This is a genomic window from Paenibacillus vietnamensis, assembly GCF_020169515.1.
Classification (GTDB): Bacteria; Bacillota; Bacilli; order Paenibacillales; family Paenibacillaceae; genus Pristimantibacillus; species Pristimantibacillus vietnamensis.
Window position 1 is genome coordinate 38,154 of sequence record NZ_JAHMHW010000019.1, and the last position, 13,042, is coordinate 51,195.

Below are 13,042 nucleotides of genomic sequence, written 5' to 3' on the forward strand. Positions count from 1 at the left end.
AGAGGAGGATAAGACGATCATGGCTCAAATGAATATGTTGGAAGCGATTCGCGATGCGATGCGGGTCGAGCTTAAGCGTGATTCGAACGTGCTCATCTTCGGTGAGGACGCAGGTAAGGTCGGCGGTGTATTCCGCGTGACAGAAGGTTTGCAGGAAGAATTCGGCGAGGACCGTATATTCGATACGCCGCTTGCCGAGTCTGCGATTGCCGGCTTGGCCGTCGGGATGGGCTTACAAGGCTTCCGTCCGATCGCCGAAATCCAGTTCGTAGGTTTTATCTATGAGGCGCTTGACCAAATGTTCATCCAAGCGGCCCGCATGCGTTACCGTTCGGGCGGCCGTTACAATTCGCCTATCGTATTCCGTACGCCATTCGGCGGCGGCGTAAAGGCAGCGGAGCTGCACACCGACTCCCTGGAAGGCCTTGCCGTTCAGACTCCGGGCATTAAAGTAATCATCCCTTCCAATCCATACGATGCAAAAGGCTTGATGATTTCCGCAATCCGCGACAATGACCCTGTCTTCTTCATGGAACACTTGAATCTGTACCGCGCATTCAAAGCTGACGTTCCGGAAGGCGAATATACGGTTGAGATCGGCAAAGCGAACGTTGTCCGCGAGGGCAGCGACGTTACGATCATTGCATATGGCATGATGGTGCACACAGCTGTAAAGGCGGCGGAAGAGCTCGAAAAAACCGGCGTAAAAGCAGAGGTTATCGATCTTCGCACCCTGCTTCCGCTTGATATCGATACGATCGTTGCTTCGATCCAAAAAACGAACCGCGCAATCGTCGTTCAGGAAGCTCAAAAGACTTCCGGCGTAGCCGCAGAGGTTATTGCGCAAATTAACGAAAAAGCGATTTTGCATCTGGAAGCTCCTGTACTTCGCGTTGCTGGTCCGGATACGGTTTATCCGTTCGCACAAATTGAAGATGCGTGGCTTCCTTCCGTAGCTCGTATCTCTGCAGCGGTTCAAAAAGTACTGAACTTTTAAAGGAGGATACTAGCGGTGGCTAAATTCGAATATCGTTTCCCTGAGCTCGGCGAAGGCTTGCACGAAGGCGAAATTATTAAAGTGCATGTCAAAGTCGGCGACACGGTAACGGATGATGATGTAATTATGGAAGTGCAAAACGACAAAGCGATCGTCGAGGTGCCTTGCCCTGTAAACGGAAAAGTGCTCGAGGTGCTTGTAAAGGACGGACAGGTTTGCCACGTGGGCGAAGTTGTCGCGATCATCGACGCCGAAGGCGAGCTTCCTGAGCAGGCAGCTCCTGCTGCAGAAGCGTCTAAAGCTGAAGCGCCAGCCGCTGCAGAATCGGCACCGGCACCGGCTGCTGCACAAGCTGAAGCGGCTCCTGCTGCTGCACCGAAAGCAGACGCAGGTCCGGTACTGGCTACGCCAAGCGTACGCAAATTTGCGCGTGAGAAGGGCGTAGACCTGACTCTAGTGAACGGTACGGGCAAAAACGGCCGCATTACCCGCGACGACGTAAACGGCTTTGGCGGCGCTCCTGCCGCTGCCGCTGCTGCACAAGCCGAAGCGGCTCCTGCTGCCGAACAGACGGACGCTCCTGCCGCAAGCGAAGCGAAGGCTGCACCGGCTGCTGCCGGCACGCCTTACCGTCCGGAAGAGCGCGTTCCTTTCAAAGGCATTCGCAAAATAATCGCAAACGCGATGTCCAAATCGGTATATACGGCGCCTCACGTTACAATTATGGATGAGGTTGACGTAACCGAGCTGGTAGCACTACGCGCTAAGTATAAGCCTTATGCCGAGAAAAAAGGCTCCAAGCTTACGTACCTGCCGTTTATCGTCAAAGCTCTTGTGGCAGCGTGCCGCGAGTTCCCGATCCTGAACGCGACGCTCGACGAAGCAAACCAGGAAATTGTACTTCGCAAATTCTACAATATCGGTATTGCGACGGATACGGACAACGGACTGATCGTACCGGTTATTGAAGACGCGGACCGCAAAAATCTGTTCAAAATCGCGGATTCGATCCGTGACCTGGCAGCCCGCGGCCGCGACGGCAAGCTTGCGCCGAACGAGCTTAAGGGCAGCACGATCTCGATCTCGAACATCGGATCGGCCGGAGGCATGTTCTTCACACCGGTCATTAACTTCCCTGAGGTTGCCATTCTTGGTACAGGCAGAATTACGGAGAAAGCGATCGTTCGGAACGGGGAAATCGTAGCGGCTCCTGTGATGGCTCTGTCGCTCAGCTTTGACCACCGTCTGATTGACGGAGCAACGGCACAAAACTTTATGAATTTCATCAAAACACTTCTGGCGCAGCCTGAATTGTTCATAATGGAGGTATAAGAAATGGTCGTAGGCGATGCTTCTCTCGATATCGATACTCTAGTCATTGGTGCGGGTCCCGGCGGTTACGTCGCGGCAATCCGCGCCGCCCAGCTTGGCCAAAACGTACTTATCGTGGATAAAGAATATGTAGGCGGCGTTTGCTTGAACGTGGGCTGTATCCCATCGAAAGCACTCATTTCCGCATCTCATCAATACGAATCGATCAGCCACGCTTCTTCCTTCGGTATCGAAGTGGGCGAAGCGAAGGTCGATTTCAGCAAGGTTCAGGAATTCAAAAACGGCATCGTCAAGAAACTGACAGGCGGCGTTGCTTCCCTTCTGAAAGCGAACAAAGTTCAATACTTCCAAGGCGAAGTCATGTTCATCAACGAGAACGAAGCTCGTGTCTTCAACGATCAGGAAGCGCCGCGTTACCGTTTCAAAAACTGCATCATCGCAACGGGATCCCGTCCGATCGAGCTGAAGGCTTTCCCTTACGGCGGCCGTATCGTATCTTCCACAGGTGCGTTGTCCCTGCCTGAAATTCCGAAAAGCCTCGTCGTAATCGGCGGCGGTTATATCGGAATCGAGCTTGGCCAAATGTACTCGAAATTCGGAACGAAGGTAACGGTTATCGAAGGTTCCGACTCGATCCTGCCAGGCTTTGATAAAGATATGTCCAACATCGTTGCGAAGAAGCTGAAAAGCACGAACGTTGACATTATTACAGGTGCGCAAGCGAAAGGCGCCGAGCAAACCGACAAGGATGTTACGGTAACATACTCGGTTGGCGACAAAGAAGAAAAGGTAACGGCAGACTACCTGCTCGTTACGGTTGGACGCCGTCCAAATACCGACGGTGAGCTTGGCCTTGACCTGATCAACATCAAGCTGTCCGACCGCGGCCTCGTTGAAGTTGACGAGCAATGCCGTACGAACATTCCGCATATTTTCGCGATCGGCGACATCATCGCAGGTCCAGCGCTCGCTCACAAAGCGATGTACGAAGGACGTGTCGCTGCCGAAGCGATTGCAGGTCAACCGAGCATTATCGACTACAAATGCGTGCCGGCGGTTTGCTTCTCCGATCCGGAATGCGCAAGCGTGGGCCTGAGCGAGAAAGAAGCGAAGGATAAAGGCCATAACGTAAAGGTCGGCAAATTCCCGTTCGCGATCAATGGACGCGCTATGTCGCTTAATGCAAACGAAGGCTTCGTCAAGCTTGTATCCGACGCCGATTCCGGCTTGGTGCTTGGCGCGCAAATTATCGGTCTGGAAGCGTCGAATATGATCGCTGAGCTTGCTCTTGCTATCGAAATGGGCGCTACGCTCGAGGATATCGCGCTTACGATCCATGCGCATCCGACGCTTGGCGAAATCGTGCTTGACGCCGCTGAGGTTGCTCTCGGCCACCCGATTCACACCTTCATTAAATAATCTGCTCTTATCGATGCAGTTTAGCGGTATCAGAGGTCACGCAGCCTATAGCTGCGGGGCCTCTTTTCGTATCGCAATCATACATATAAGGAGTTGCGCAGATGGATAGGGGACAGCAGCGGGAGGCAAAGCCGGTTAAAGAATCAAGGACGATTATGACGCAGCTTATTTTTCCGCTGGATACGAATCATCACCATACGATGTTTGGCGGCAAGCTGATGGAATACATGGATAAAGTGGCGGCCATCGCCGCCATGAGGCATGCGAGGATGCAGGTCGTAACCGCATCGACGGACAGTCTGGATTTTTTGGCGCCGATCCGCGTCGGCGAGGTTATTGAAGTCGAGGCTTATGTTACTTGGACGAAGCGCAGCTCCATGGAGGTTTATGTTTCCGTCGTTTCCGAAAATTTGTATACCGGTGAGAAAAAGAAAACCGTGACGGCATTTTTTACGTTCGTAGCCCTCGATGATTTCGGCAAACCGGCCAAGGTGCCCGCCGTTATCCCGGAGACGGAAGCGGAAATCGGGCTGCACGCATCGGCACCTGAGCGGCATTCGCTCAGGACGAAACGAAAGGACGACAGAAAGCTCGATTGATGATATAATAGAGGATATTTTGTCGATTTTGGGGGCGTAAGCAAAATGAGCAAAAGCGAACAAACCTATTTGGAGCTGATCAGACACGTCATGCGCAGCGGTACCAGGAAGGAAGACCGTACGGGTACGGGTACGATATCGACCTTCGGTTACCAAATGCGCTTCGATCTTAGCGAGGGTTTCCCGCTTCTGACGACGAAACGGGTCCCGTTCCGCCTTGTCGCCAGCGAATTGATATGGTTCATAAAGGGAGATTCGAACATCCGGTTTCTTCTTCAGCATCATAATAATATTTGGAATGAATGGGCATTTAAGAAATGGGTGGAAAGCCCTTCCTATTCAGGCCCAGATATGACCGAGTTTGGGCTGAGGGCGCAGCGGGACGGAGCATTCGCTGCCGAGTACGAGAAGCAGATGGAGCTGTTCAAGCAGCAGATTTTGAACGACGACGGCTTTGCCGCGGAATTCGGCGAGCTTGGCAACGTGTATGGCAAGCAGTGGCGCGAATGGAAGACGTCGCGCGGCGAAACGATTGACCAGCTGAAGGACGTCGTAGACACGATCAAGCGGAATCCGGATTCGAGAAGGCTAATCGTCTCCGCGTGGAATCCCGAAGACGTTCCGACCAATATGGCGCTGCCTCCATGCCACACGATGTTCCAGTTTTATGTGTCGGAAGGGAAACTGTCCTGTCAGCTTTATCAGCGCAGCGGGGATATTTTTCTAGGGATTCCATTCAACATTGCCAGCTATGCTTTATTAACCCATATGGTTGCGCATGAGTGCGGCCTGCAAGCCGGTGATTTCGTCCATACGCTCGGGGACGCTCATATTTACTTGAATCATTTAGAGCAGATCGAAGAACAGCTAGGCAGGGAGCCGAAGGCGCTTCCGAAGCTTGTTCTGAACGCAGACAAAAAATCGATTTTCGATTTTGAGGTTGCCGATTTGAGCGTCGAGCAATATGATCCTCATCCGGCTATCAAAGCGCCGGTTGCCGTTTAACGAAAGCTTCATATATTGAAAGGTGAGTACGAAGATGTCAATTACTTTAATAGCCGCGATGGACAGGAACCGAACGATCGGCGCCGGCAATAAGCTGCCTTGGAGGCTGCCGGCGGAGATGGCGTATTTTACCCGGAATACGCTTGGCAAAACCGTCATCATGGGCCGTAAAACGTTCGAGTCGCTTCCAAAGCCGCTGAAGGACCGCAGAAATGTCGTTTTGACGAAGCGTCCGGATTATCGGCCCGAAGGCTGCGAAATTGTGCACTCCATTGAAGAAGCCCTGCGCCTCTTTAAGGATGAGGAGCTGATGGTGATCGGCGGAGCGGAAATCTATGCACAGTTTTTACCCTTCGCGGATATGATTTATTTGACGGCGGTGGATGCGGAGGTCAAAGGCGGCGACGCTTATTTTCCGGATTTTTCCGATACAGAGTGGGAGCTTGCGGAGAGCGAGAAGCGGGAAGCCGATGAGAAAAACGCATATGCATTTACCTTTCAAACCTTTAAGCGGCGTACGATCGGTTAGATCCGAAGCATACGAACATTTGACGAACGATTAGTCATAAAGTGCAAATGATTGTGCGGAAAATCCATTAACGGTTTTAAGACAGGAATGCTAGGATGTTATAAAATAGTATACGAGTAATCCGAACAATTTGTATGTTTAGGATAAAGATTGTTATTGAATATTTGAAGGATTCCCGATATAGTTTGGTATGAGTATGGTTGAATGGTATACGGGAAATATGGATGGAGGAAATGCGATCATGTCTACACCTACAGGTTTTATGGAATATCAACGCGAATTGCCGGCCGATCGCGACCCGCTCGAGCGGATCAAGGATTGGCAAGAATTTCATAAGCATTTTTCCGACGAACAGCTGAAGACGCAGGGAGCGCGCTGCATGGATTGCGGAACGCCTTACTGTCATACCGGCATGGAACTTGCAGGTTCTGTTTCCGGCTGTCCGGTGAACAATCTGATTCCGGAATGGAATAATTTGATTTACCGCGGATTATGGCGCGAAGCGCTTGACCGTCTTCATAAAACGAACAATTTCCCGGAGTTTACGGGACGTGTATGTCCTGCTCCTTGCGAAGGCTCATGTACAGTCGGCCTGATCGGCGATCCGGTTACGATCAAGACGATCGAACAAGCCATCATCGACCGCGGCTTCGAAGAAGGCTGGGTCGTACCGCAGCCGCCTAAAGTTCGCACAGGCAAGCGCGTTGCCGTTGTCGGCTCCGGCCCTGCAGGTATGGCGGCAGCCGCACAGCTGAACAAGGCTGGGCATTCCGTAACGGTTTACGAGCGTGCGGACCGGATCGGCGGCCTGCTTACTTACGGCATCCCGACGATGAAGCTTGAGAAGCATGTCGTACAGCGCCGCGTGGATTTGCTGACGGCCGAGGGCATCGATTTTGTTACCAATACTGAAATCGGCAAGGATATTTCGGGCCAAGAGCTCGTTGATAATTTCGATGCTGTCGTTCTCTGCGGCGGCGCAACGAAAGCCCGTGACGTCGAGATCGAAGGCCGCCATCTGAACGGCGTTCATATGGCGATGGACTACTTGAACGGTACGATCAAAAGCTACCTCGACTCCAATCTGGAGGACGGCAATTATATTTCGGCTAAAGACAAAGACGTCATCGTCATCGGCGGCGGCGATACAGGTACGGACTGCGTCGCTACGGCTCTTCGCCACGGCTGCAAATCCGTTACTCAATTCGGTACGCACGCGAAAGCGCCGCTTGTCCGCGACAACGTGAACAACCCTTGGCCGCAATTCCCGAACGTTTATACGCTTGATTATGCGCAAGAAGAAGCAAAAGCATTGTTCGGCGAAGATCCACGTGCCTTCTCCGTGCTTACGAAGAAATTCGTCGGCGACGAGAACGGCAACCTGAAGGAGCTCCACACCGTTCAAATCGAGCGTACGGTTGACGAAACCGGCCGCAAAATTTATAAAGAAATTCCGGGTACGGAAAAAGTATGGCCTGCGGATCTCGTATTTATCGCTGTCGGCTTCGAAGGGCCGGAAGCAGGCCTGATTCAGCAGATGGGGCTCGAGCAGGACCGCCGCTCGAACGTGAAGGCGACTTACGGCAAATACACGACAAACGTCGACAAAGTGTTTGCTGCCGGCGACATGCGCCGCGGACAAAGCTTGGTCGTCTGGGCGATCAACGAAGGACGCGAAGCAGCTCGCGAGGTTGACAAGTATCTGATGGGCAGCTCGATGCTCCCTTAATCGAATAAGAACAGTCAGCAAAGCATGCAGAGAAGCGCCTACGGGCGCTTTTCTTGCTGAAAAAGCAAAGGAATCCCTAATCGGAGGAGGAGTTCATCCATGATTAAATACGGGTTGGATCGCGTGACCGAGCTTAAGTTCGAATCGATTGATTCGAAGATCGAACGCAGGGACGAGCAGTGGATTGACATTACGCTTCGCTTCAAGCTTGCTCCGGGTACGGAGGCGCCTTCGGATCTAATTGACTTTACGGCGCTTGTCATCTGTACGCTGAGCGGAACAATCGCCCAAATCGTGCCTCAGGACGAAGGCTGCGATTGCGAATATCAGTTTACGGTTGGAGAAAAGGAGCAGATCGCCGCATACATTAACCGGCCAGACATCCAAGCGGAGATCGAAAAACAGAGCTCCTCAACATAAGGAAGCTTGTGGTAAAATCGGATTGAGATGACGGAAGGGGAGAATCGTCATGGCAACCGGGGAATCTTACGTTTTGTCACCGTCTGACGTCCGAAATATCCGCAGCTACATACAGTACAAATATGCCGGAATGCCGCAGGAGCTGCTTGCGGAAATCGTCGCCGATGCTCTGAGCCGGATCATTCACAAGCGGCTTCCGGATTTCGGCACCGACGAAAGTAGAAGCATTACTAACGCAATTGTCCGAAGATCCGTTCTTGAACAGCAGAGGCCCGTCAGATCGGAGGATCTGCTCGCCGAATGCTTGCAGCTGGATCGAACGCGGCCCGACATTTTTGATGCACTGCACGAATGGGTGGAGGAGCATCTGCAAATACGCTGCCAGAAGCCTGTGATGCGCCGTCTTATGGACAAGCTTCAATCTGGAAAGTCGGAAGTGGGTGAAAATCCCGAGAGCCTCTGGGGGCAGCTGAGAGCGCTGCTGGAGGCCGAGGGTATGCAACCGGACAAAGTCGAAGCATCGGATACCACCGCAGCGGTGAAGCTGTACGAGTTTCGAATGCGCTCTGCCCGGGCAAAGAAAAGCGGACGAAACTTGACGATCGCCTACGGTATTCTGGGTTTGAGCCTATTATCGTCTAACTTGCTGTACGGCTGGTCGCTCGGGAAGCCCTCCGTGTCTATTCTTCAGCCGCCGGTTATGCTGAAACAAACGAAAGCTCCGGAGCCGAGTGTGGAAGGACTTCCTGCGGAGCTTAGATACCGCGAGGTTGACCTGGTCAGGCTGAACGGATATTTGGAGAAAAGATCGTCCGCTCTTGCGGAGTCGCCTTATTTTGCATCTATCGTGGATGCTGCGGCGGCCTTTGATATTCACCCGGCCCTGTTGTTTGCCATCACCGGACAGGAGCAGGCATTCGTCCCGAAGTCGAACAAGCTGCACAAGAAAATTGCGAATAATCCTTTTAACGTGTTCCACAGCTGGAGAGAATTTAATACGACGATCGGGCAATCGTCCGAAATCGCGGCCAGAACGATCGTGAACTTAAGCAAAGGCAGACCCGAGGATACGGACCCGTTCACATGGATTAACCGCAAATACGCGGAAGACCCGAATTGGGCGGACGGGGTACGTTCGATTTTCAAAGCCATAACGGCTTATTTGGAGAAGCCCGGCACTCATGAATAGACGAATTCAGCCCTTTGTTTTGCTTCACGGCAGGGGACTGATTAATGGCATTAATCTTTTGAAGGGGCGATTATCTTTTGAAGACGTTAATCATTGCGGAAAAACCGGACATGGGGCGAAATATTGCTGCCGCAATCGATCCTAAAGCAAAAAATCACCGTTCCTATCTAGAAGGGGAAAATTATATTATTACGTGGGCGATCGGCCATTTGATCGGCTTGGCCGAGCCGGACGCTTATGACAATAAATACAAAAAATGGAACATAAATGATCTCCCGATTATTCCCTCGCAATTTAAGCTCGTGCCTAACCCGAAGACGCTGGAACAGCTTAAGGTCATTAAAGAATTGGCAAAGCGGTGCAGTCTGCTTGTCAATTCATGCGATGCCGGGCGCGAAGGCCAATATATATTTTCGCTTATTCAGCGTCATCTGAAGCTGAGTCAACCGGTCAAGCGGCTTTGGATTTCCGATCTGACGCCGGAGACGATCCGCAAGGGGTTTGACGAGCTGCGGGAAGGTGCGGATTATGACAACCTGACTCGTGCCGCTACCGCACGAAGCGAAGCGGATTGGCTGATCGGGATGAACGGTTCCCGCGCTTTTACGACGAAGCATAATGTTTTGCTGTCGGTAGGCCGGGTGCAGACACCGGTGCTGGCGCTGATTTATGACCGGCAGAAGCAGATTGAAGCGTTCTCTTCGCTCAAGTTTTTTGAGCTGGAGGGGCATTTTACACAGGGTGAGGTCACTTATCGCGGCATGTGGCAAGGGGAGCGCATGACCGATCCGGAAAAGGCAAATGCTCTGGCCGCCAAGGTGAAAGGAAAAGCCGGACGGATTGCATCTTATGAAATAAAGGATACGAAGGAATATCCGTTTAAACTTTACGATTTGACGCTTCTTCAGCGCGAAGCGAATGGAAAATTCGGTTTTTCAGCGAAAAAAACGCTGGATACCGCACAAGCGCTATATGAAAAGCACAAAGTCATCTCGTACCCGAGAACGAACTCCAATTACGTAACCGAGCAGAACATCCCGGAAATGCACCGTACTTTGCAAGCTTTGCAGGGCACGTCATATGATGAGTTCGTGAAAGGCGCAAGCAGAGGACTCGTGCATAAAGGAAACAAGTTTGTCTGCAACCCGGCCAAGGTAGAGGATCACCATGCGATTCTGCCGACCAACCGCAAAGCAAGCGGGCTCAGCGCCGATGAACAGAAGCTGTACGATTTGATTGTGAGACGGTTTCTGTCGCAGTTTTATCCGGCTGCTGAGTATAAGGTGCATACGGTCATGACGGAAGTAGAGGAAGAGCTGTTCAAAACGACCGTCAAAGAGCTGCTAAGCTTGGGCTGGAAAGTCATTTACGCGGATCAGAAGAAGGAGAAGCCGAAGTCTTCCGTCAAAAGCAAAGAGAAAGAGGATGCTGAGGAAGAAGAGGAAGAAGTCAGCGAGCCATTCTCCATTCTTGCGAGCGAAGGTGTGGTATGCTCGGATGCGGCCGTCAAAGAAAAGGATACCCAGCCTCCGAAGCATTATACGGAAGGAACACTTCTGAAAGCGATGGAAAGCGCCGGAAAGCAAATTGAAGACGAGGATTTGCGCGATGCCATGAAGGATTCCGGCCTGGGTACGCCTGCCACGCGGGCCGCTACAATCGAAAGGCTGAAAAACGTCGGCTACGTGGAAATGCAGGGTAAAAAAATCATGATTACGCAGAAAGGGCGAACAGCGATCGAGCTGATCCGCAGAGCGGGCATCGATTTGCTTACTTCGCCGGAAATGACCGGCCTCTGGGAGCGCCGCTTGAACGAAATCGCAAGAGGTGCGGCTTCGAACGAGCAGTTTATGGACAACGTCAAAAAATTTGCAACTATGATCGTCGACAAAGTCCGCCTGCAGCAGCGCGCCGACAAAACTTCGTTTGAATCCGACTCCCCGTCAAAGGGGAAATCCGGGCAGGCAAAAGCATCCGCCGCTACTGGAAGCAAATCTCCCAGGTCTAAATTGCCTGCGGCTGCAAAGACCAAACAGAGCGCAGCTGCAGCAGATACGGATGGACCCGTGCTGCTTGCAGCCTGTCCGCGTCCCGGCTGCGGAGGATCATTATTCATGGGGCGTAAAGGCTACGGCTGCTCCAATTATAAAGAAGGCTGCAAATTTGTCATTTGGAAACAAAGCTTCGGACGAAGCTTGACGGATTCGCAGGTAAAGGCGCTGGCAGAAAAAGGGAAAACCGCGAAGCTCAAGCTCGTGTTAGAGGACGGCAATCCGACCGAAGGCAAAATCGTTGTAAAAAATATCGAAACCGGCGAGCTTGCCGTTGAGCAATAACGAAGGGGCAGTCCCGAGCATCAGCCAAGATGCTTTCGGGACTGCCCCTATTTGCTAGGCAGCCGCTCAACGATTCACGTATTGATGAATCGTATCAGGAACGTCCTTCAAGTGATCCAGAGTAAAAAATGCGCCTTTCGGCTCCACATCGATCTGAACCACATTGTATTCCCATTCCGTTTGAGCGCGCATGTGTATGGCGTGAATGCCGGCCGTAAGAGCAGGAACGACGTCCGTACGGATCGAGTTGCCGATCATCCAGGTCATGTCGCGCTTAAAAGTCCCGCTCGACAAAATGTCCTCCAGCGCTTCGTTGTTCTTCAGCCGCCGGATATAGATCCGAGAATCGAAGTATCGTTCCAGCTGCAGCTTCTCGATCTTGCGCCGCTGAATCGGCAATTCGCCGCCTGTATATAAATGAAGCTCATGTCCTGCCTCTGCAAGCGAATACAGTGTCTGTTCCATGTTCGGGTAAGGCTCCGTATCATGCTCATAGACGCTTAACCCGAGCTTCCATAAGAAGTTTTCTTCGGTGACGGAGCGTTTGCGTCCGGTGAGATCGGAGAAGTAAATGTACGTATCGACAAAAGATTGTGGAAAATGCTCGCTCTTGAATCCGAACACAGCAACTCCCGCGATATCAATTTCCGTCTGCTTGTCACGGATGGCTTTCTCGGTAACGAGGGCGTTGCCGCCAAACCAAGTTGTCATCGCATCTACAAACTGATCGACGACCATGTAGAAGTACTTGTTGCAGTGAATGAGGGTGTCGTCCAAATCGAACATGATTTGCTGCTTCATAGTCATGTCTCCTTTTACGGAAGTGAAATCTGTATGATCAATCTACCGCAAAAGAAGGGGCCGAGTCAATGTGGCGAAAATGTGACTGCGCAGAATTACATAGCGGTACCGCCTAATCCGCATACTGTTAATGTGGAGGTGATTAGAATGGCAAAGGATAAAAGCGGAAAATCCGGGGGTCATCGCAATCATACAAGCGTCAGCGAGCACGTTAGGACTCTGTCAGCCGAAAAATTCGCGAAGCGGCCGCCGAGCTTGAATGAAATCGACAAACAGCAGCAGTAGCGGCTGTTCGAAATGAATGAGGAGAGGGTCTCCCCTCTCCCTTATGCATATTTGAGACGCGTTGCGTTTAATTGATTCTTAATGAAAGCAATCCGCTTGCGTACATAAAAGTCCTTGCTGTCGCCCTTCAAATCCTTTGGAGTGATCACCTCCTCCGCAACATTGTCGATAATAACGAGCCGGCCGTCAGAGTAAAACTTGAAGGTCAGGTCCCGCCAAGGGCGTACTTTCTCTACGTAACGGAAATTTTCGCAGCTCATATTCATGGTGATCAAGCCTCCTTAAATAGGGTGAATTATTGTTCATAGGGAACGTTTGTTCTTGTTTTTATTATAGCAAACATTTGTTCGTATGGAAACTGTTTTTTGTTTCACGTAAACTAGATTCATAGAATCGATTGC

At 51.6% G+C, this 13,042-nt stretch carries 13 protein-coding genes; 11 read left to right on the plus strand and 2 right to left on the minus strand.

The features are described 5' to 3' along the window. Positions 1–19 precede the first annotated feature (19 nt). From KP806_RS23390 to KP806_RS23435, 10 genes are all read left to right on the plus strand, one after another. Positions 20–997, plus strand: coding sequence for an alpha-ketoacid dehydrogenase subunit beta (locus KP806_RS23390; RefSeq protein ID WP_224726172.1), 978 nt, complete (start codon positions 20–22; stop codon positions 995–997). A 15-nt stretch (positions 998–1,012) separates the two neighbouring features. Continuing rightward, entirely contained in the window at positions 1,013–2,329 is a 1,317-nt protein-coding gene (locus KP806_RS23395) for a dihydrolipoamide acetyltransferase family protein (protein WP_224726173.1), read from the plus strand. A 3-nt stretch (positions 2,330–2,332) separates the two neighbouring features. Further along, the gene (gene lpdA / locus KP806_RS23400) at positions 2,333–3,748 is read left to right on the plus strand and encodes a dihydrolipoyl dehydrogenase (RefSeq protein WP_224726174.1); all 1,416 of its coding nucleotides are present in this window, start codon (positions 2,333–2,335) and stop codon (positions 3,746–3,748) included. Between the two features lie 101 nt (positions 3,749–3,849). Continuing rightward, positions 3,850–4,347 (plus strand): acyl-CoA thioesterase, encoded by a 498-nt coding sequence (locus tag KP806_RS23405; protein ID WP_224726175.1) that lies wholly within the window; start codon positions 3,850–3,852, stop codon positions 4,345–4,347. A gap of 45 nt (positions 4,348–4,392) precedes the next feature. After that, complete coding sequence (locus KP806_RS23410) at positions 4,393–5,352, plus strand: thymidylate synthase (RefSeq protein ID WP_224726176.1); 960 nt, start codon at positions 4,393–4,395, stop codon at positions 5,350–5,352. A 34-nt stretch (positions 5,353–5,386) separates the two neighbouring features. Then, entirely contained in the window at positions 5,387–5,881 is a 495-nt protein-coding gene (gene folA / locus KP806_RS23415) for a type 3 dihydrofolate reductase (RefSeq protein WP_224726177.1), read from the plus strand. Between the two features lie 241 nt (positions 5,882–6,122). Next, the gene (locus tag KP806_RS23420; RefSeq protein ID WP_224726178.1) at positions 6,123–7,610 is read left to right on the plus strand and encodes a glutamate synthase subunit beta; all 1,488 of its coding nucleotides are present in this window, start codon (positions 6,123–6,125) and stop codon (positions 7,608–7,610) included. Between the two features lie 99 nt (positions 7,611–7,709). Further along, a complete protein-coding gene (locus tag KP806_RS23425; RefSeq protein ID WP_224726179.1) occupies positions 7,710–8,030 on the plus strand; it encodes a hypothetical protein in 321 nt (106 codons plus the stop codon). A gap of 49 nt (positions 8,031–8,079) precedes the next feature. Then, positions 8,080–9,219 (plus strand): hypothetical protein, encoded by a 1,140-nt coding sequence (locus KP806_RS23430; protein ID WP_224726180.1) that lies wholly within the window; start codon positions 8,080–8,082, stop codon positions 9,217–9,219. Between the two features lie 77 nt (positions 9,220–9,296). Continuing rightward, entirely contained in the window at positions 9,297–11,555 is a 2,259-nt protein-coding gene (locus KP806_RS23435) for a type IA DNA topoisomerase (protein ID WP_224726181.1), read from the plus strand. Between the two features lie 66 nt (positions 11,556–11,621). Here KP806_RS23435 and KP806_RS23440 read toward each other — a convergent pair whose 3' ends face one another. Next, positions 11,622–12,356 (minus strand): HAD family hydrolase, encoded by a 735-nt coding sequence (locus tag KP806_RS23440; RefSeq protein ID WP_224726182.1) that lies wholly within the window; start codon positions 12,354–12,356, stop codon positions 11,622–11,624. 147 nt (positions 12,357–12,503) lie between these two features. On the opposite strand from KP806_RS23440, the gene KP806_RS23445 reads away from it, so the two are divergent. Continuing rightward, positions 12,504–12,641 carry a hypothetical protein gene (locus KP806_RS23445; RefSeq protein WP_224726183.1) on the plus strand — a complete coding sequence of 46 codons (138 nt, stop codon included), beginning with the start codon at positions 12,504–12,506 and terminating at the stop codon, positions 12,639–12,641. A gap of 41 nt (positions 12,642–12,682) precedes the next feature. On the opposite strand, the gene KP806_RS23450 is transcribed toward KP806_RS23445, so the two are convergent. After that, complete coding sequence (locus tag KP806_RS23450) at positions 12,683–12,907, minus strand: hypothetical protein (protein WP_224726184.1); 225 nt, start codon at positions 12,905–12,907, stop codon at positions 12,683–12,685. Positions 12,908–13,042 lie beyond the last annotated feature (135 nt).